The 19,482-nt window shown below is 47.2% G+C and carries 19 protein-coding genes and 1 tRNA gene; 10 read left to right on the top strand and 10 right to left on the bottom strand.

Annotated features, from left to right (window positions below):
* Positions 1-249: 249 nt before the first annotated feature.
* The 6 genes from RHD99_RS03865 to RHD99_RS03840 all read left to right on the top strand — a co-directional run bounded on the left by RHD99_RS03865 (position 250) and on the right by RHD99_RS03840 (position 5,770).
* Positions 250-1,494 (top strand): sensor domain-containing diguanylate cyclase, encoded by a 1,245-nt coding sequence (locus tag RHD99_RS03865; RefSeq protein WP_309877512.1) that lies wholly within the window; start codon positions 250-252, stop codon positions 1,492-1,494.
* Positions 1,495-1,617: 123 nt separating this feature from the next.
* Positions 1,618-3,831, top strand: coding sequence for a sensor domain-containing phosphodiesterase (locus RHD99_RS03860; protein WP_309877510.1), 2,214 nt, complete (start codon positions 1,618-1,620; stop codon positions 3,829-3,831).
* A gap of 398 nt (positions 3,832-4,229) precedes the next feature.
* Positions 4,230-4,511, top strand: coding sequence for a hypothetical protein (locus RHD99_RS03855; RefSeq protein WP_309877508.1), 282 nt, complete (start codon positions 4,230-4,232; stop codon positions 4,509-4,511).
* 49 nt (positions 4,512-4,560) lie between these two features.
* Positions 4,561-4,986, top strand: coding sequence for a hypothetical protein (locus RHD99_RS03850; protein WP_309877506.1), 426 nt, complete (start codon positions 4,561-4,563; stop codon positions 4,984-4,986).
* Between the two features lie 26 nt (positions 4,987-5,012).
* Positions 5,013-5,402: a hypothetical protein gene (locus RHD99_RS03845; protein WP_309877505.1), complete on the top strand. Its 390-nt coding sequence runs from the start codon at positions 5,013-5,015 to the stop codon at positions 5,400-5,402.
* 80 nt (positions 5,403-5,482) lie between these two features.
* Positions 5,483-5,770 (top strand): hypothetical protein, encoded by a 288-nt coding sequence (locus tag RHD99_RS03840; RefSeq protein WP_309877504.1) that lies wholly within the window; start codon positions 5,483-5,485, stop codon positions 5,768-5,770.
* A gap of 168 nt (positions 5,771-5,938) precedes the next feature.
* Here the strand turns inward: RHD99_RS03840 and RHD99_RS03835 are convergent.
* From RHD99_RS03835 to xerD, 7 genes are all read right to left on the bottom strand, one after another.
* Positions 5,939-6,012 (bottom strand) — tRNA-Gly (locus RHD99_RS03835).
* 534 nt (positions 6,013-6,546) lie between these two features.
* On the bottom strand, positions 6,547-7,314 hold the full coding sequence (gene actS, locus RHD99_RS03830) for an amidase activator ActS (protein WP_309877503.1): 768 nt from the start codon (positions 7,312-7,314) through the stop codon (positions 6,547-6,549).
* A gap of 66 nt (positions 7,315-7,380) precedes the next feature.
* The gene (lysS, locus tag RHD99_RS03825; RefSeq protein WP_183270552.1) at positions 7,381-8,895 is read right to left on the bottom strand and encodes a lysine--tRNA ligase; all 1,515 of its coding nucleotides are present in this window, start codon (positions 8,893-8,895) and stop codon (positions 7,381-7,383) included.
* A 9-nt stretch (positions 8,896-8,904) separates the two neighbouring features.
* A protein-coding gene (gene prfB, locus RHD99_RS03820) for a peptide chain release factor 2 (RefSeq protein ID WP_183270553.1) occupies positions 8,905-10,003 on the bottom strand; the annotation gives its coding sequence in 2 pieces (ribosomal slippage) (positions 8,905-9,927 and positions 9,929-10,003; 1,098 coding nt in all).
* Positions 10,004-10,121: 118 nt separating this feature from the next.
* Complete coding sequence (recJ, locus tag RHD99_RS03815; RefSeq protein ID WP_309877502.1) at positions 10,122-11,855, bottom strand: single-stranded-DNA-specific exonuclease RecJ; 1,734 nt, start codon at positions 11,853-11,855, stop codon at positions 10,122-10,124.
* Between the two features lie 7 nt (positions 11,856-11,862).
* Positions 11,863-12,579, bottom strand: a complete 717-nt coding sequence (gene dsbC, locus RHD99_RS03810) for a bifunctional protein-disulfide isomerase/oxidoreductase DsbC (protein ID WP_309877501.1) — start codon at positions 12,577-12,579, stop codon at positions 11,863-11,865.
* Between the two features lie 24 nt (positions 12,580-12,603).
* Positions 12,604-13,512, bottom strand: coding sequence for a site-specific tyrosine recombinase XerD (xerD, locus tag RHD99_RS03805; RefSeq protein WP_309877500.1), 909 nt, complete (start codon positions 13,510-13,512; stop codon positions 12,604-12,606).
* Between the two features lie 111 nt (positions 13,513-13,623).
* Here xerD and fldB point away from each other — a divergent pair, with 111 nt between their 5' ends.
* On the top strand, positions 13,624-14,145 hold the full coding sequence (gene fldB, locus RHD99_RS03800; RefSeq protein WP_183270557.1) for a flavodoxin FldB: 522 nt from the start codon (positions 13,624-13,626) through the stop codon (positions 14,143-14,145).
* 7 nt (positions 14,146-14,152) lie between these two features.
* Here the strand turns inward: fldB and RHD99_RS03795 are convergent, their stop codons facing one another.
* Positions 14,153-14,575 (bottom strand): protein YgfX, encoded by a 423-nt coding sequence (locus RHD99_RS03795; RefSeq protein ID WP_309877498.1) that lies wholly within the window; start codon positions 14,573-14,575, stop codon positions 14,153-14,155.
* On the bottom strand, positions 14,556-14,822 hold the full coding sequence (gene sdhE / locus RHD99_RS03790; protein WP_064513590.1) for an FAD assembly factor SdhE: 267 nt from the start codon (positions 14,820-14,822) through the stop codon (positions 14,556-14,558). Before sdhE ends, RHD99_RS03795 begins: the two co-directional genes overlap by 20 nt.
* A gap of 247 nt (positions 14,823-15,069) precedes the next feature.
* On the opposite strand from sdhE, the gene ygfZ reads away from it, so the two are divergent.
* Positions 15,070-16,056, top strand: a complete 987-nt coding sequence (ygfZ, locus tag RHD99_RS03785) for a tRNA-modifying protein YgfZ (protein WP_309877497.1) — start codon at positions 15,070-15,072, stop codon at positions 16,054-16,056.
* 122 nt (positions 16,057-16,178) lie between these two features.
* Here the strand turns inward: ygfZ and trhA are convergent, their stop codons facing one another.
* Entirely contained in the window at positions 16,179-16,832 is a 654-nt protein-coding gene (gene trhA, locus RHD99_RS03780) for a PAQR family membrane homeostasis protein TrhA (RefSeq protein ID WP_183270560.1), read from the bottom strand.
* Between the two features lie 191 nt (positions 16,833-17,023).
* Here trhA and RHD99_RS03775 point away from each other — a divergent pair, with 191 nt between their 5' ends.
* The gene (locus RHD99_RS03775; RefSeq protein ID WP_183270561.1) at positions 17,024-17,752 is read left to right on the top strand and encodes a MurR/RpiR family transcriptional regulator; all 729 of its coding nucleotides are present in this window, start codon (positions 17,024-17,026) and stop codon (positions 17,750-17,752) included.
* A gap of 165 nt (positions 17,753-17,917) precedes the next feature.
* Positions 17,918-19,351: a 6-phospho-beta-glucosidase gene (locus RHD99_RS03770; RefSeq protein WP_183270562.1), complete on the top strand. Its 1,434-nt coding sequence runs from the start codon at positions 17,918-17,920 to the stop codon at positions 19,349-19,351.
* Positions 19,352-19,482 lie beyond the last annotated feature (131 nt).

The raw sequence follows: 19,482 nt of genomic DNA, 5'->3' as shown, positions 1-19,482 counted from the left end.
GCACACTCAGCAGTAATAAACAGAAGCACCACGAGAGTTATTGTCCATTAATAGACAACCATTGGTTTGGTTGTCTATTATTTTTCTAAAAGAATAAAAACTCCTTGAAGATAATAAACACATCGTTATTATTCACTCGGCTATTTCTGATTAGAAAAACAAGCATGCCTCTCAAGCGTAAATTTAAAGTTAAATATGTTATTTAATTATGATGTTTCATTAGTCTTACTCGCCATAATTATCGCGTGCATGGCTTTTTATGTCTCTTTTTGGCTATGTAAGGCGGGCTCGCGTAAAAAACATTATTGTTGGCCTTTATTTAGCGGCCCGACGATGGGCTGTGGGATATGGCTTTTGCACTATATGGTGATACAGGCACATCATCATAGTCATGCTATTAATTATAACATTCAAAAAACTCTGGCCTCATTACTGATCGCGATTGTGGGTTGCTCTTTAGGTTTTGTTTGTTTTTTATTCAAAAAACTGCGCGGCCAACACTATCTCCTCCCAGCTTTACTCTTTTCTGCAAGCGCTGCGTCCATGCATTATTTGGGAATGGCAGCCATCGTCAATGCAGGCGACATGTGTGTCAGCACAACTGATATCATCCTGTCACTGGCCGTTATTTTCATCACATCGCTCATCATGTTGCGTTTCACCCATATGATGCTGGTCATGACGAGCAGGAACGATATTTATGCCAACTTCTATCGGCTTGGTGCCACTCTTACCCTGAGTTCGGGTGTCGCAATAATGCATTTTTTAGGATCATGTCAAATAAACATGGCCTCTATCCCCTCGTCTGCAATGCCTTCAAGCCAGGATGATTACATTGAAAGTGTCATTACCATGACATTAACCGGGCTTGTCGCATTGGTCTTTTTACTGGCGATTTTCATTTGGTTTGTTAATTTTAAAGAACACTTAAGTAATGAATTACTCAAGCGTGAGCTAATTAAAAAGAATTTACTGCTAAAGCAAATGACGCAGCATGATTCATTAACACAATTACCCAATCGGCTCTATCTGCAAAAACATCTGAATACCCTTTTCACTCACCAGACCGATCCATTATTTATCATGTTTATCGATCTTGATGGGTTTAAACGCGTGAACGACGTTTGGGGGCATGCCGTAGGGGACGAGCTTCTGGTGAAGATTTCTCACACCATCAAAGAAAGCGTCAGCAACGAAGGGTTTGTCGCCAGAATTGGCGGCGACGAATTCATCACCGTCATTTGCCAAAAAGATAAAGACGTTGTTATCCAACTCGCTCAAAAATTGCTCTCAAAGATTGCGGGTCATTATGAACTCTCTGCAACGACAGTAGACTTTATCTCTGCCAGCATCGGAATTTCCATTTACCCAGAACATGGCAAGGATGTCGCTACCCTGCTTAAAAAAGCGGATGTAGCCATGTATTACATTAAAAATCGGGGGAAAAAAAACATCACATTTTATGATGAAATAGAAATGTCATTACCGAGCTAATGGTTAATTTAATACACAGACATTAAAAAACGATAACAGCCGATCGGTAAAATACTCATTCTTAAGCAATGGATGCTTGTGAATCACTCCAAACCTGGAAGCAGTGAATAAAAGCAAACATTGATGATGCAACTTTCTACCGCGTATAACAGAGTTAAAGATAGATGGTGGGCGCTTCCATTGGTTCTGCCGTTCCTGCTTTACCCCATAACACAGTATTTGAGTGCTTACGTCACGATAGATGGCTTTGAAATCCCTTTCCTTTACCTGAACATGGCTCTGATCACCATCCTGACCATGATTTATGGTTTTAAGGCATTGCCCGGAATTCTTCTGTGCCTATTTTACCGTATTTACCCAGACCGTGGTTTGGAACCTGCATTAATGGCGATGTTGCACTATTTTACGTCGGTCGCTATTAGTTGCGCTGGATACTACTACTTCACGGGCATGAGAGGCCGCACAAGTTTTGGGCGATACAATCTCACGTGGCAACGCATTTTTTGGCTGGTGTTTATTAACGCCACCCTATTCCTTAATTATTTCCATGCCGAGCTCTATTTGGGATTGTTTGGCATTCATGAGACCATGATGTACATCAGCCCCTTAACAATCCGCACATTAATTAACTATCAGGGAATGTTAGTTGGGAATATGGTTGGGCTGCCGATGCTTTATCTGGTTATTCGTTCGATTAGAAACCCTTTCTACCTAGTGAAATACTTTAAGAAGATTCGACATCAGGTGGCAGATGATTTGCGCTTGCCAGAACTCGTGTGTTTGTTCGGTTCCCTGTCTTTACTCACGATACTGATGATTACCTCGCTCAACCATTCGTTGCCACTAATGAATTCGATTTACACGCTGACGTTATTACTGCCGTTAATGATTTGGGGCACATTGCGTCTTGGTCATGCCGCTATTTCGCTGGTGTGGTGGGTCGTGTTGATTGTGTTATGCGATCATAATCAGAGTTTCGTTCCACATGATGCTAATTATAAATTGCATCTTGCCGTTGCGACTTCTTCTTTCTCAGCATTTTCGATAACGATTATACTGATGGCCATCAATATTTCCCGTCAACGCGCACTCAATTTAAAAACTCAGCGATTGATGCATATTGACCCACTGGTGCACTTGCCAAATTTACTGGCGCTGGAAGCAGACTTAAAGAAAAACACAGTATCCGTGTTATGCCAACTGTATATGCCTGACCTGGAGCTATTAGGTCGAAATTATGGTTTGCTGATGCAAGTACAATATAAACAGCAGTTAGCACTGTATCTGGAACCCGTTCTGGATAGGGACGAGCTCATATATATGAGTTCAGGCCACGATTTAATCGTACGAACCAGCCCTTTACATGCAGAAATTCGTATTGCGGAGATCTATAGCAAAGCCAAAGAATTTCGTTTTATTCGGGATGGGGTAAAACTGTATCCACAAATCGGTTGTAGCTATTGCATCATTAATTACCCCGTTGGTCACCTGTATTTATTGATTGGTGAGTTACGAACTCTGGCAGAAATTTCACTCACGACTCACCTGCCTGTAGACCTGAGAAAGCCAAGCAGTCGAAAGGTGCAGAATCAGGTAAAAGCAAAAGTCGACATGATGAACCAACTGCAGCGAGCGCTGGAGTTGGATCGTTTTGTTTTAATGGTGCAGCCGATTGAAAGCAAGGATGGAGACCGCTATCACGAAGTCCTGTTGAGAATGCGGGGAAGTAACGATGAACTCATTCTCCCCGACACCTTCCTGCCACTGGCAAATGAGTTTGGTATGTCCTCAAGCATTGATTTATGGGTATTGCATAAGACAATGGAATATATGGGTGAAACTCGACATTCGCGGCCAAACCAGCGTTACGCTATTAACCTGGCACCGGCATCAATTTGTCGCACGGATATGGCAAACCATATTGAGAAGTTGATGATTAAGCACGGCATCTCACCTGCGCAACTGGTGCTGGAAGTCACAGAAACCGATGAATTAACAAACAATATTCAAGCAGAGAAGACCCTGAAAGCCTTACAGCACCTGGGCTGTAAAATCGCGATTGATGATTTTGGTACCGGATATGCCAGCTACGCACGATTAAAAACAATGCCTGCTGATATTCTCAAAATTGACGGGAGTTTTATTCATAGCATTAACGCCAGTGAAATAGACTGCAAAATTGTGCAATCAATTTGCGAGCTTGCCAGAATGAAGAGTATGACAGTGGTCGCTGAGTTTGTTGAAACCGAAGAGATTCGCCACACACTTTATCGCATGGGCATTGATTATGTTCAGGGCTATTTAATCGGCAAACCTGTGCCAATAGATTGTGCGTGATACCAGGAGTTATCAAGCATACCTAAAACCAGGTATGCTTTTATTAAAATAACCAATAAGTATAATCATTAAATTATGACATTAGATTAATCTTAGATAATAAACAAAAAGCACCCCATCCTGCAATGACAATTAAATTACATATAAATAATAATTAACACTAAAGCTTAAGCAATACACGCCAAAAAAGAACAACATTACAACAACTTCTCTACACAAATCCGAGTCAACAATTATTTTCATTATAAATCAACAAGTTAAAACAACACATAATTTCATATATATTTCTTGAACAATCATCACCTTTAAATAGAATGAGCTCATCAGACCACTGGAATGGTTATTTACAACACGGAAGTTGCGCGCATTTTCATACCTACTGAGTGTAAGGTAATTAAATGAAAAAAGTTAAGCCACCGCGTAAAGCTCTCGGCGTTGTCGCCCTCTGGATTTTCAGAGCTTATTGTTTGTTCTTTATTGTAGAAGTTTTTCGTGTATTTCAGGCCGTCAGAGAAATACATCCAGCACCAGGTAATGAATTGGCGACCGATGTCGGGCTTGTCGCCGGTGGAGCCATCGTATGTATACCACTGCTGCTTATTGGCGCGCTGCTGTTTTTATTCTCCTGGTTAACAAGGGGAAAACCTAAGAGCGATGCTGCAATGAGTGAAGTGCAATAAAAATAATTTAATTTCTCTATTTGAACGACAAATTCCAGGACATTTAATAATGAAAAGAAAAAATATCACTCTGGTGCTAACGTTATGCATGAGTGGTTTGTATTTTCACAATGCCTTTGCCATCAGTGACGCTTACCGCGCACAACTGGAAAACTCTGGCTGTACACAAGTTAGTGAAGCAAACGGAACGTGTAACTCTGAGGATACTAACCAATACGACACTTCGGACGACTCATCAGAAACGCGCCATCATCACCATCATCATCGTGCAGACTCGGACGCCGCAGATGATGTAGCACGAGGTATCGACCGCCATATTGCCGGTAAATACCAGGGCCAGGCTGTTGATTACATGGAAGATCAAGGGTGGGAATCCTTGAATGATGAGCGTACCCGCTGGAGAAAAGCAGGGTTTATTGCTGATTTTGATATTAACCAGAACAGCGGCCAGGTCATGGGTGTGAGCGTTCATTAAAAGCATTCTGTATTAAGGAAATCACAATGAAGACTAAAATAAGCTCTGCATTTATTTTGCTATTAGTTGCCAGTGCGACCAGCAACAGCGCCTGGGCAATTAACCACAAATATCGCGCTCAGCTTGAACGAAGTGGTTGCACTGAATTAAATGCCGGAGTGACGTGCGATATCCACAAAACCCGCGCTCAAAATGCCGCCCATAAACCGACTGAGCAACAACAGCTACAAGCATTGATCAATCGGGTTGAAGGAATGCCTCTTGATATCGCATACAGCAGATTGCTTGCCGACGGCTGGAAACAGAGCGAGGACCCATCATTATTTATTAAACCTGGTGCTGGCGCATCATTACGTGTCACTCGTGAAGAGAATATAATCACAAAAGTAGCAATACAGCCGAATGATGGTGAGTAATTTAGATATTAAGAATTAATTCAAATTTTTTATTACGTATTTTCAAATCTAATAATATTATTTTTTGTACAGGGTAAAATATGAAAATCATTAAATGGTTTATGGCTGCTGCTGTTGTCGCTTCTTTATCTGGCTGTATTATCCCACCACCCGATAGCCGTAATAACGATTATGACAATAGCGGAAATTCTGGCCACCATCATAAGCATGGTCATAAGCAGTATGATAATGATGGCAATCGACAAGCGGCCGATTATGAAAGCTCCGACGGCGTGCGTATGATTACTCGCGATGGTGTAACACTGCCGGACTGTGAAGCGGTCGGGGGTAGCCAGGCAGATAACGGTTCGACCTGCTTCTATCGCTAACAGATAAATCTGTTTACTAATGATATCTGGCCTCTGTGAAATCTTGCAGGGGCTTTTTTTGTTGTTAACTATCTGAGCTGATTGAAAATGGGCAATGGTTTTGCCTGACACGATACGTGATGATTAGCTTTGTGAATAAAGTCTGGGGAGATGCCGGGAGAGGCTTACTGGAGCGGGTGAAGGGAATCGAACCCTCGTATGCAGCTTGGGAAGCTGCCGTTCTACCATTGAACTACACCCGCTTTGAAGTGCGTAGGCATTATAGACGTTTAGCCTGAGCTAGCAAGCCCATTTTGAATTTATGTGATGGATTATTAAGCGATTGTTTTTGCTTGAGGCATCTGGCGCAGTAGCATTCAGCAAGTACCTCGCCTACTTTTCGTTCATTACTGAATGCTCTTTCCGGAGTTATACGGGAATGGCGGAAATCTTTAACAGGAGATACGCCACAGCCGTCAGGAAGAACAAACACGAAATAATACCAAGAACTAATGAGTAGCTTTTCATATAAATCAACCTCATAGCGATAAGTGGCAATAAAATCATCCTCTTTATCTTTAAGTGATTTGAATATGATTAATAGCGCTAATTAGTTTAATTTTGACAAAGCGAGAGAGGTCTGATGAAAACATCTGAAAAATATCGTATTCATCCCTCTCTAATAAGCTATTTGTGACCCTTCACCGCTATTATTCGAAGAGACAACTCATGCTGCGTGATATAGATCACAAATAATTGCGCTTAATAAAAGCCAGATACATTCTGGCTTTTATTAATTAACAGGATGGCTTACTGCCTTGCGGTGGGAGATAACGCTGCGGATCAATCGCGGTCGCACGATAGCGAATCTGGAAGTGCAAATTCACAGAGTCGGAACCGCTGCTGCCCATGGTGGCAATTTTCTGCCCTGCGGTGACTTTTTGGCTGGTGTTGACCAACGTCGTTTCATTGTGAGCGTAGGCAGTGATGTAGTCTTCGCTGTGTTTGATCATCACTAAGTTGCCATAACCACGAAGCTGATTGCCAACGTATACCACGGTTCCAGCGGCCGATGCGTAAATCGGTTGTCCACGTTTACCGGTAATATCGATGCCTTTGTTGCCGCCATCGCTATCAGAGAACGGTACAACCACCTTGCCTGTCGTCGGCCAACGCCAGCATTTTGAGCCAACAGGAGGGGGGGCAACTTTTGCAATGCTGCTGGTCGAAGTGGAGCGTGGCTTAGAGGTTTTCGCAACGGCTGTTTTTTTCGAAGAGTTTGATGAGCCAGAGCTACTTTTGATCCGAAGTTTTTGCCCAACTTCCAGCGTATAAGGGGATGAGATGCCGTTCAGGCGCGCCAGTTCACTGACACTTGAGCCAGTCATACGCGAAATTCGATAGAGTGTGTCACCACGTTTTACGGTGTAAACAGGACCGCTGTAGTTTCCTGCGGATGCTTTTGTGGTGCTCGCTTTATTTGATGAGCAAGCGACGAGAAACAGGCTGATTAGCAGGACGATGGCATTCGGTGCCCACTTTCTGACTGTGCTTTCCTTGCGCAAACTAATCCTCTGAATTCTTTAACTGAAAGGAAAATATTCCTCCCCGAAGGGAGGAATCACAACAACTTACTTAACCGGGCGCAACGCTGGGAACAGGATGACGTCACGGATGGTGTGGCTGTTGGTGAACAGCATAACCATACGGTCGATACCAATGCCCAGACCTGCTGTTGGCGGCAAGCCATGCTCAAGCGCGGTCACGTAGTCTTCATCGAAGAACATCGCTTCATCGTCGCCAGCATCTTTAGCAGAAACCTGGTCAGCAAAACGCTGAGCCTGATCTTCTGCATCGTTCAACTCAGAGAAGCCGTTACCGATTTCACGGCCACCGATGAAGAACTCGAAGCGGTCAGTGATTTCAGGGTTTTCGTCGTTACGACGCGCCAGTGGAGAGACTTCTGCCGGGTATTCAGTGATGAAGGTCGGCTGAATCAGATGGCTTTCTGCCACTTCTTCAAAGATCTCTGTTACTACGCGGCCCAGGCCCCAGCTCTTCTCAACTTTGATGCCGATAGACGCGGCGATTTCCAGTGCTTTAGCCATATCGTCCAGATCCGCAATATCGGTTTCAGGACGGTATTTTTTGATAGCTTCACGCATAGTCAGTTTTGCGAAAGGCTGGTCGAAGTCAAAGACCTCTTCCCCATACTTAACCTGCGCAGTCCCCAACACTTCATGTGCCAGAGTACGGAACAGAGATTCAGTCAGCTCGATCAGATCTTTGTAATCCGCGTACGCCATATAGAGTTCCATCATGGTGAACTCTGGATTATGACGTGGGGAAATACCTTCGTTACGGAAGTTACGGTTGATTTCGAATACGCGATCGAAGCCACCCACAACCAGACGTTTCAGATACAGTTCCGGCGCAATACGCAGGTACATATCGATGTCCAGCGCATTGTGGTGAGTGATGAACGGACGAGCAGACGCACCGCCAGGAATAACTTGCATCATTGGCGTTTCAACTTCCATAAATCCACGGCCAACCATGAAGTTACGAATGCCAGACATGATCTGGGAACGCACTTTAAAGGTGTTGCGGGATTCGTCGTTGGAAATCAGATCCAAATAACGCTGACGGTAACGAGATTCTTGATCCTGCAGACCGTGGAATTTGTCCGGCAGTGGGCGCAGCGCTTTAGTCAGCAGGCGCAGTTCAGTACAGTGAATAGAAAGCTCACCGGTTTTAGTTTTGAACAGCTTGCCACGAGCACCGAGGATATCGCCAAGGTCCCATTTTTTGAATTGATCGTTGTAGATGCCTTCTGGCAGATCATCACGCGCAACGTAAAGCTGGATACGGCCACCAACGTCTTGCAAGGTAACGAATGACGCTTTACCCATAATGCGACGAGTCATCATACGGCCAGCAACAGCAACTTCGATGCCCAACTCTTCCAGCTCTTCGTTCTCTTTCGCACCGAAGTCTGCATGTAATTGGTCAGAGGTATGATCGCGACGGAAATCATTTGGGAAAGCGATACCCTGCTCACGCAGGCTAGCCAGCTTCTCGCGACGGGCTTTCAGTTCATTATTTAGATCGACCGCTTCGGTACCTTGTACTTGTTGTTCAGACATGTTGGTTCCTCATAACCCTGCTTTCAAACTTGCTTCGATAAATTTGTCCAGATCGCCATCCAGTACCGCCTGCGTGTTACGGGTTTCTACACCGGTACGCAAGTCTTTGATACGGGAGTCGTCCAGTACGTAAGAACGAATCTGGCTGCCCCAGCCGATATCCGATTTGTTATCTTCCAGCGACTGCTTCTCAGCATTCTTCTTCTGCATTTCCAGCTCGTATAACTTCGCCTTCATCTGCTTCATCGCCTGATCTTTGTTCTTATGCTGCGAACGGTCGTTCTGGCACTGAGTCACGGTGTTGGTCGGAAGGTGGGTAATACGTACCGCAGATTCTGTACGGTTAACGTGCTGACCACCGGCACCAGATGCACGGTAAACGTCGATACGCAGATCGGCCGGGTTGATTTCGATATCAATATCGTCATCCACTTCTGGGTAAACAAAGGCCGAACTAAAGGAGGTGTGGCGACGGCCACCGGAATCGAACGGGCTCTTACGTACCAGGCGATGGACGCCAGTTTCAGTACGCAACCAGCCAAAGGCATATTCACCCTGAATTTTGATAGTTACGGACTTAATGCCCGCCACTTCGCCTTCAGATTCTTCAATGATTTCAGTTTTGAAGCCACGCGATTCCGCCCAACGCAGATACATTCGCATGAGCATGCTGGCCCAGTCTTGCGCTTCGGTGCCGCCAGAACCTGCCTGAATATCGATATAGCAATCAGCGCTGTCGTACTCGCCGGAGAACATACGACGAAATTCTAGCTGCGCCAGTTTGGCTTCCAGCAGATCTAACTCAACAACGGCTTCGTTGAAGGTTTCTTCGTCGTCGGCTTCGATGGCTAATTCCAGCAGACCGGAAACATCTTCCAGGCCTTGAGTCATTTGATCGAGTGTTTCGACAATCGCTTCCAGTGCAGAACGCTCTTTACCCAACGCTTGCGCGCGTTCAGGTTCGTTCCACACATCAGGCTGTTCCAGCTCTGCGTTTACTTCTTCCAGGCGCTCTTTCTTGGCATCGTAGTCAAAGATACCCCCTAAGAACGTCACTGCGCTCAGTGAGGTCCTGGATACGGTTTTTTACCGGGTTAATTTCAAACATGGTCTGTATTATCTTATGTTGATGACAGAAGACGAAAATGCGGTCGTAAACCGGAAAGTTTACCGGAATTACGCCGCTTTTTATAGTTTCGTAGCCATTTTATAGCCAAGTAATTGGGCTATATCGGCCAGATATGATCGATTAAAAGCTGCACGCTTCTATTTCCGCGAAACTCGTTTACATCGAGCTTGAATGCCAGTTCAACTTCACGCACGCCGTTATCCGGCCAGCATGCGGTATCAACGTTAAAGGCAATTCCGTCGATCAGTGGCCCACCACCGACAGGTTCAACCATCACTTTTAGATGACGCTCGCCCACCAGCCGTTGCTGTAACAAGCGGAATTTGCCGTCAAACAGCGGCTCCGGGAACATTTGCCCCCACGGCCCGGCATCACGCAACATCTCAGCCGTTTCCAGCGTCATTTCTTGCGCGGTAATAGGCCCGTCCGACCAAATCACGCCTTGTAGCAGTGCCGGATCCAGCCAATCACCGACCAAATCGCCAAAGCGTTGACGGAATTCTTCGAACTTCGCTTCTTCGAGGGACAACCCCGCCGCCATCGCATGGCCACCAAACTTCAGCATCAAGCCTGGATATAAAGTATCAAGCCGTTCGAGGGCATCACGCATATGCAAGCCTTGCACCGAACGACCGGAGCCTTTCAGGGTGCCGTCGCCTGCGGGTGCAAATGCAATAACCGGGCGGTTAAACCGTTCCTTGATGCGAGAAGCAAGAATACCGACGACGCCCTGATGCCATTCTGGGTGGTACATGGCGAGGCCATACGGCAACTCATCATGACTATGCTCAAGCTGCTGGCAGAGCGCCAACGCTTCAACCTGCATGCCCTGCTCAATCTCTTTACGCGTCTGGTTTAACGCATCCAGTTCATTGGCCAGCATGCGAGCTTCACCAATGTTTTCACTGAGCAATAACGCCACGCCAACGGACATATCGTCCAGACGCCCCGCCGCATTCAGGCGCGGCCCCAAAGCAAATCCTAAGTCGCTTGCCGCCAGTTTTTGTGGGTCACGGTTGGCGACTTCAAGCAGCGCTTTAATGCCTGGACGACATTTGCCTGCACGAATGCGGCTCAGACCTTGCCAGGTCAGGATACGATTATTGGTATCGAGCGGAACAACGTCCGCCACGGTGCCCAACGCAACCAAGTCCAGCAGTTCGGCAATGTTTGGGATCGCCAGACCCTGTTGTTCAAACCAACCGCAATCGCGCAAATGCGCACGCATCGCCAGCATCAGATAAAAAGCGACGCCGACACCCGCGAGTGATTTAGACGGGAACTCGCAATCAGCCAAATTCGGATTGATGATGGCTTCTGCCGCAGGCAGTTCCGGCCCAGGCAAGTGGTGGTCCGTCACCACCACTGGAATGCCCAGTGCATGAGCACGCTCAACACCACTATGAGAAGAGATGCCGTTATCAACAGTCAGAATCAACTGCGCACCGCGCGCATGCGCTTGATCCACCACTTCTGGACTCAAGCCGTAACCATCTTCAAAACGGTTGGGAACGAGATAGCTGATGTTTTGGCAACCGAGGCTGCGCAACCCCAGCACGCTTAATGCGGTGCTGGTCGCGCCGTCAGCGTCAAAATCGCCCACCACGATAATGCGCAAACCTTCACGGAAAGCGTTGTGCAGTATTTCGACGGCTTTATCTATGCCGCTGAGTTTCTGCCACGGCAGCATCCCTACCACGCCACGTTCGATCTCTTGTGCGCTGCGCACGCCTCTACTGGCATAAAGGCGCTTTAAAAGAGGATGCAGTTGCTGGGGTAACACCACGGACTCATCAACCGTACGACGGCGAAGTTGTGTTTGCTGTTTCACCCGTGAACTACCCGCCTAAATTGGTAAGCTGTTGATGTGCATCCAACATTTGTTTCATCTCTTTCGGCCCCTGATAACCAGGAATCACCGTACCGTTGCTCAGTACGATCGCCGGAGTTCCCTGGATGCCAAACTGCACGCCAAGATTGTAATGGTTAGCGATATTGGTATCGCAAGTTGCCCCTGCAACGGCATCACCTTTCATGGCGGTATCGAACGCTTTATTGCGGTCTTTCGCACACCAGATGGCCTTCATGTCGTTTTCAGTTTGGCTTTGCAGACCCTGGCGCGGGAAGGCCAGGTAACGCACGGTGATCCCCAGTGCGTTGTAGTCTTTGATCTCTTCGTGCAGCTTATGGCAATAGCCACAGGTGATATCGGTAAATACCGTAATCACATGTTTTTCTTGTGGGGCTTTATAGACAATCATCTCTTTTTCGAGCGCGTTCAGTTTACCCACCAGCAATTTGTTGGTGACATTAACCGGCTGCGCGCCACTGACATCGTACAGTGGCCCCTGAATAACGTGTTTCCCATCTTCCGTAACGTACAAAACACCGCTATCGGTTAATACCGTTTTCATGCCCGCCACAGGTGCAGACTGAACATCAGCATTTTGTACGCCTAACTTAGCCAGAGACTGCTTGATTGCTGCGTCATCTGCATGAGCAAAACCGGACAGAGAAGCCGCTAAAAATGGCAGCAGCCAGAAACGCTTTTTCATGATGATTCCTTTATCTTCTACCACTCACGCTCGCGGGTGGTGTTGTTGATGCAGCTGACGCAAACGTTCCGTCGCTACATGCGTATAAATTTGGGTTGTGGACAAATCACTATGTCCAAGCAACATTTGTACGACTCGCAAATCCGCGCCATGGTTCAGTAAATGCGTGGCAAATGCGTGCCGAAGAACGTGCGGGGAAAGCTTTTCGCTATCGATGCCTGCCTGCACTGCGTAATGTTTTATGCGGTGCCAGAATGTCTGACGCGTCATTTGTTGGGCGCGATTACTAGGGAAGACCACATCAATCGACACACCATTGAGCAACCATGGCCGCCCATGTTCGAGGTAGTTTTCCAGCCAGTAAACAGCTTCTTCACCCATCGGCACCAGGCGTTCTTTATTGCCTTTACCGATGACCCGAACCACGCCCTGACGCAAGCTGACATCACTCATGGTCAGCCCCACTAACTCCGATACGCGCAGACCCGTAGCATACAATAATTCGAGCATCGCTTTATCACGCAACTCGATGGGTTGGTCGATACAAGGTGCTTGCAACAAACGATCGACCTGCGCTTCGCTGAGATCTTTTGGCAAACGCTGCGGCAATTTTGGCGATGAAAGCATTACGCTCGGGTCGTCATCACGCAATTTTTCGCGGTAGATATACTGAAATAATCGACGAATCGCGCTCAGCATTCGTGCCGAACTCGTCGCTTTATAGCCACCTTCAAGACGTTCAGCAAACAGCGACTGCAAATCGCTGGTTTGTACATTCAGCAAGTTCAGGTCATGGCGTTCTAGCCACTCCGCGACCATCTTAAGATCACGGCGATAGGAGTCTAACGTGTTCTGTGCCAGATTCCGCTCAAGCCAGAGCGCATCAAGAAATTGTTCGATTCGGGCCAGATCTTGTTCCGCTTCTTGTTCCACTACAGCCTCACTTACCTGCCCACCTTTGGCGAATTGTGTCCATTATGCATGATGCACAACGGGATCTGGTACACTTGCGGCCTGCACGTTTTTAAAAGAGTTGTTAATACGATGAACATTGGCCTTTTTTATGGCTCCAGCACTTGTTACACCGAAATGGCTGCCGAAAAAATTCGTGACATCATTGGCCCCGAACTGGTGACACTGCACAATCTTAAAGATGATGCTCCAGCCATGATGGAACAGTACGATGTGTTGATTCTCGGCATCCCGACCTGGGATTTTGGCGAATTACAGGAAGACTGGGAAGCCGTCTGGGATCAACTGGATAATCTGAATCTCGAGGGCAAACCGGTAGCGCTTTATGGCATGGGCGACCAGCTCGGCTATGGCGAATGGTTCCTTGATGCACTCGGCATGCTGCACGATAAACTCGCCCCACGAGGCGCTCAGTTTATTGGCTACTGGCCAACAGAAGGTTATGAATTTACTAGCCCGAAACCTGTCATCGCTGATGGGCAGTTGTTCGTTGGCCTGGCACTTGATGAAACGAATCAGTACGACTTAAGCGAAGAGCGAATCCAAAACTGGTGTGAGCAAATTCTCGCGGAAATGGCCGAGAAATTTGCCTGACAGTCGCTTAAGCTTCCCCACTCCCGCTTGCCTGTTGTTGCTGCATCAGGCGGCGTAAATCTCGCCATTCGCCAATATCCATGCTGTCAGCAGATAGCCATAGATGTTGGCAGCGTTTACGTCCAAGACGGCGTAAACGCAGCATCATGCCACTGCGTAAGACCCAAGGCGTACCGACAATCTCCCACTCCTGGTTTTGCCACCGCAGGTGGTAATCTGTCAGAAGTTTCATTTCGCCCTGGCAGGCATGAATACGGCGCTGGCTACGCACGCTGTCAAAAACCACCAGCGAAAGCAGCAGCATCCAAATTAGCGTGTAGCTCATCGGCCACGGCATTAATAGCACAAACAGCGCGATCATCCCGTGGACCAAAAGAGATATCCATTGCGCACGCCAGGAGACGCGAAGATCAGATTGCCACAGGACCACGTTCTTTATTCCGTGTCTGAATCAGTGTCACCATCCGTTGCAGCTCTGTATCTGCCGGTTTGCCATGATTCATTAACCAATTAAACAGGTCAGGATCATCGCTTTCCAGCAAGCGGACAAACAACTGCTTATCCTCAGTGCTTAACGAGTCATATTCATATTCGAAGAATGGCATAATCGAAATATCAAGCTCACGCATTCCCCGGCGGCACGCCCAATGAATTCGGGCTTTATTATTGATATCCATGTGCTCTTTCCTGATTCTCTGACAAAGAAGGTACAAATCTTAGTGTAACGTGTTTTCTTTGCACGCATTAAATGAATGTTACCGTTTGCGTGCTTTATCGTGAGAAATTTTTATGGTGCGTTGCAGTTGCATTAACCTTGCGAGAAATCCTGTAAGTGCACAATTCACCTAATCAAACTGCTTGCATTGGCAAATGACTCTTTTACCATTGAGCCAATTCATATGCTCAAAACCCAGGAACATCACTATGGCTTTCAATCCATTTCCTCCTCGTCAGCCAACGGCTGCAGCCCGTCTGCCGCTTACACTTATGACGCTTGATGATTGGGCACTGGCAAGCGTAACGGGCAAAGACGCAGAAACTTACCTGCAAGGTCAGGTCACGACTGATGTTGCACAACTGGCGGCAAACCAGCACACGCTCTGCGCGCATTGTGACGCGAAAGGGAAAATGTGGAGCAACCTGCGCCTGTTCCATCGCGGTGAGGGTTACGCGTTGATTGAACGCCGTAATCTGCGTGACGCACAGCTTATCGAACTCAAAAAGTATGCCGTGTTTTCCAAAGTGGCCATCACGCCAGATGATGAAAGTGTGCTTCTGGGTCTTGCAGGTTTCCAGGCTCGTGCGGCTCTCGCCAATGTTTTCACGACACTGCCGGATGCGGAAAACCCAGTAGTTCAGGAAGGCGTAACTACTCTGCTGTGGTTTAACCTGCCCGCAGAGCGCTTCATGCTGGTTACCGATGAAGCCACTGCGCAGGCACTGGCGGAAAAATTGCAGGGCGAAGCGCAACGTAATGACAGCCAACAATGGCTGGCTTTAGAGATTGAAGCGGGTATTCCAGTCATTGAACCGGTTAACAGTGCGCAGTTTATTCCGCAGGCAACAAACCTTCAGGCTCTGGGTGGCATCAGCTTCAAAAAAGGCTGTTATACCGGCCAGGAAATGGTGGCACGCGCGAAGTTTCGTGGCGCAAACAAGCGTGCTCTGTGGTTCCTTGCAGGGAAAGCCAGCCGTTTACCGGAAGCAGGTGAAGATCTGGAACTGAAAATGGGTGACAACTGGCGCCGTACCGGCACCGTGCTCGCCGCCAGCCAGCTCGATGATGGCCGCGTCTTAGTACAAGTCGTGATGAACAACGATTTGGAAGCCGACAGCGTGTTACGCGTGCGCGATGATAACGGCAGCCATCTTGTTATTGAGCGGTTGCCTTATTCGTTAGAAGACGAGTAGATATCCGTTGCAAGATAGCTAACTGCACCCGGCCGCTCAGTCGCATAGACATCTATGCGACTGAGGACTGAATGTCTGCTTGCAGCTGGATTAATTAGGTATGGCTTCGACTATCTCAGGTATCAACGGATATACAGATAGATCGCGAGGAAGTGACAAACACTGCCGCCCAGCACAAAGCCATGCCAGATAGCGTGGTTGTATGGAATACGTTTACAGACGTAAAAAATAACGCCTAAAGAATAAATCACACCACCTGCAGCCAATAACGTAACGCTGCCCGGAGCGAGTTTAATCACCATCTGGTAGATAACGACCAGTGATAACCAGCCCATCAGTAAATATGTCACTAAAGACAAGATCTTAAATCGATGTGCGATGGTCAGTTTGAAAAGAATCCCGGCGAGTGCCAGCCCCCAAATCACCACCATCAGCCCTCGCGCCAGCGGGGAGTCCAACCCAACGAGTAAAAATGGTGTGTAAGTTCCGGCTATCAATAAATAAATGGCGCAGTGGTCAAATTTCTTTAGCCACCGCTTAGCACGTTGATGGGGAATGGCGTGATACAGCGTTGAGGCGAGAAACAGCAGAATCATGCTGCCGCCGTACAGGCTATAACTGGTTATCGCGGTCACACTCGCATTGGATTCAACCGCTTGTACCAGTAGCAAAACTAGCCCGACAATCCCAAAAACCAGTCCGATACCGTGGCTAATACTGTTGGCGACTTCCTCCGCCAGTGAATATCCTTTAGTGATCAATGGTTTGTCAGCCATAGGGCTACTCCAGGTAAAACTATAGATGGAAAATTCATCGCATCTAGCATAACTGAGAACGATTCCAGCGAACACATGTACGCTAAAATAAATATGTCTGTTGTTTGCTCTGGCCGAGTTCATGGATGGCTGAGTTGCCCCGAATTATGGCAACATGTCGCCAGCCCCTTTAAAGACTCAGGAAGAAGTAGATGTTTACTCATGCGGCAGTTGCTAATCTCAACGGACTAGAAATGATGGTCTACAACTTTGTCATTAAAAATCGTGACAAAGTGATGTATATGACTATCCGCGAGTTAGCCGATGCAGCGGGTGTGTCCACCACCACCGTGCTGCGTTTTTGCCGCAAGTTAAATTGTGAAGGTTACTCTGAGTTTCGCGTGCGTTTTAAATTATATCTTGAGCAAAACGATGAACAACTGGTTAATTTTGGCCCCAGCGAAATTATTAGTTTTTTTAAAAGCACCAACAATGAAGAGTTTGATAATTTAATTGACCAGGCCGTTGATATTATTTGTTCTTCCGAACGTATTATATTTGTGGGTGCAGGAACATCAGGTGCGTTAGCAAAATATGGTGCACGTTTCTTTTCGAATGTGGGGAAATTTAGTAACCATATTGATGACCCTTATTTTCCGGTCACTAATGATATGGCGAAAAATGCACTGGCCATTGTCCTTTCAGTTTCTGGTGAAACCGAAGAGATCCTGCGCTTCGCCAGCCAGTTCAGCTTGCATAACTGCAAGGTGCTCTCCATCACCAGCCACGAAAACTCAGCACTGGCTAAGCTTGCCGATTTTAATATCTCCTGGCATATTCCCCTCACCCGCGTTGGGGGTGTTTATGACATCACCACGCAAATCCCCGTTATTTATATTTTAGAAACCATTGGCCGTAAACTGGCTAAGAAAATGGCATAAAAAAACAGGCTGTTTTTTACGTGTAACAAATCACATTAACCGTGATTTGTTATATCGTGACAATTAAATCTCATTTGTTAGACTCCAGTTCAGAGATTATTAACTTAACGCTAAAGTGTGATGTATCCCACATTATATTCGGCGCTAACCGTGAGATTGACAAATATGAAGAAACTGACCTTACCAAAAGACTTTTTATGGGGCGGCGCTGTTGCTGCACATCAGGTAGAAGGTGGCTGGAACAAAGAAGGTAAAGGCCCAAGTATTTGTGATGTGCTGACCGGTGGCGCACATGGTGTGCCGCGTGAAATCACTCAAGACGTCGTCCCTGGAAAATATTATCCGAACCATGAAGCCATCGATTTCCATGGTCATTACAAAGAAGACATCGCGTTGTTTGCCGAGATGGGCTTCAAATGCTTCCGTACCTCCATTGCCTGGACGCGTATTTTCCCAAAAGGCGATGAGCTGCAACCCAATGAAGAAGGGTTAAAGTTCTATGACGACATGTTCGATGAGCTGTTGAAATACAACATCGAACCGGTAATCACCCTCTCCCATTTTGAAATGCCACATTATCTGGTGACCGAATACGGCGGTTGGACTAACCGTAAAGTGGTTGATTTCTTTGTACGATTTGCCGAAGTGGTGTTTGAACGCTACAAGAGCAAAGTGAAGTACTGGATGACCTTTAACGAGATCAACAACCAACGTAACTGGCGTGCGCCGCTGTTCGGTTATTGCTGCTCCGGCGTGGTTTACACCGAGCACGACAATCCAGAAGAGGTGATGTATCAGGTTCTGCATCATCAATTCGTTGCCAGCGCCATGGCGGTGAAGATTGGTCATCGCATCAATCCAGAAATGAAAATTGGCTGCATGTTAGCGATGGTGCCGCTGTATCCGTACTCCTGCAAACCAGAAGACCAAATGTATGCGCAAGAATCTATGCGCGAGCGCTATGTGTTTACCGATGTGCAGCTGCGCGGCTACTACCCATCTTACGTGTTAAACGAGTGGGAGCGCCGCGAGTTCAACATCCAGATGGAAGCGGGTGATGAGCAAATTCTGCGTGAAGGTGTGTGCGATTACCTCGGTTTCAGCTATTACATGACCAACGCCGTGAAAGCGGACGGTGGCAGCGGCGACGCATTATCTGGCTTCCAGGGCAGCGTGCCAAATCCGCACGTTAAAGCATCCGATTGGGGCTGGCAGATTGACCCGGTTGGCCTGCGTTATGCGCTGTGCGAGCTGTACGAACGCTACCAAAAACCGCTGTTTATCGTCGAAAATGGCTTTGGTGCTTACGACAAAGTAGAAGAAGACGGCTCAATCAATGACGATTACCGCATTGATTACCTGAAAGCGCACGTTGCCGAGATGATGAAAGCGGTAACTTACGATGGCGTGGACCTGATGGGCTACACCCCGTGGGGCTGCATCGACTGCGTATCGTTCACCACCGGGCAGTACAGCAAACGCTACGGCTTTATCTATGTGAACAAGCATGACGATGGCACCGGCGATATGTCTCGCTCGCGCAAGAAGAGCTTTAACTGGTACAAAGAAGTGATTGCCAGCAACGGCGAAAATATCTGATTTTCCTAAGGGCACTGCGGTGCCCTTCCTTCCTTTATGATTGGCAAAAGCTATTTAAACGATAGCCCGAACCGGCCATTTTCATTGATAGCCCGCAAGAAGCGCCCCCCTCTATTTGGTCATGATGCAAC

The organism is Buttiauxella selenatireducens (genome assembly GCF_031432975.1).
Classification (GTDB): domain Bacteria; phylum Pseudomonadota; class Gammaproteobacteria; order Enterobacterales; family Enterobacteriaceae; genus Buttiauxella; species Buttiauxella selenatireducens.
This window is presented reverse-complemented; position numbering and strand designations above follow the sequence as displayed.

Coding starts and splice junctions, on each gene's coding strand:
- RHD99_RS03865 (WP_309877512.1), top strand. CDS start 250: ATGGCTTTTTATGTCTCTTTTTGGCTATGTAAGGCGGGCTCGCGTAAA.
- RHD99_RS03860 (WP_309877510.1), top strand. CDS start 1,618: ATGATGCAACTTTCTACCGCGTATAACAGAGTTAAAGATAGATGGTGG.
- RHD99_RS03855 (WP_309877508.1), top strand. CDS start 4,230: ATGAAAAAAGTTAAGCCACCGCGTAAAGCTCTCGGCGTTGTCGCCCTC.
- RHD99_RS03850 (WP_309877506.1), top strand. CDS start 4,561: ATGAAAAGAAAAAATATCACTCTGGTGCTAACGTTATGCATGAGTGGT.
- RHD99_RS03845 (WP_309877505.1), top strand. CDS start 5,013: ATGAAGACTAAAATAAGCTCTGCATTTATTTTGCTATTAGTTGCCAGT.
- RHD99_RS03840 (WP_309877504.1), top strand. CDS start 5,483: ATGAAAATCATTAAATGGTTTATGGCTGCTGCTGTTGTCGCTTCTTTA.
- lysS (WP_183270552.1), bottom strand. CDS start 8,895: ATGTCTGAACAACAAGTACAAGGTACCGAAGCGGTCGATCTAAATAAT.
- dsbC (WP_309877501.1), bottom strand. CDS start 12,579: ATGAAAAAGCGTTTCTGGCTGCTGCCATTTTTAGCGGCTTCTCTGTCC.
- fldB (WP_183270557.1), top strand. CDS start 13,624: ATGAACATTGGCCTTTTTTATGGCTCCAGCACTTGTTACACCGAAATG.
- sdhE (WP_064513590.1), bottom strand. CDS start 14,822: ATGGATATCAATAATAAAGCCCGAATTCATTGGGCGTGCCGCCGGGGA.
- ygfZ (WP_309877497.1), top strand. CDS start 15,070: ATGGCTTTCAATCCATTTCCTCCTCGTCAGCCAACGGCTGCAGCCCGT.
- trhA (WP_183270560.1), bottom strand. CDS start 16,832: ATGGCTGACAAACCATTGATCACTAAAGGATATTCACTGGCGGAGGAA.
- RHD99_RS03775 (WP_183270561.1), top strand. CDS start 17,024: ATGTTTACTCATGCGGCAGTTGCTAATCTCAACGGACTAGAAATGATG.
- RHD99_RS03770 (WP_183270562.1), top strand. CDS start 17,918: ATGAAGAAACTGACCTTACCAAAAGACTTTTTATGGGGCGGCGCTGTT.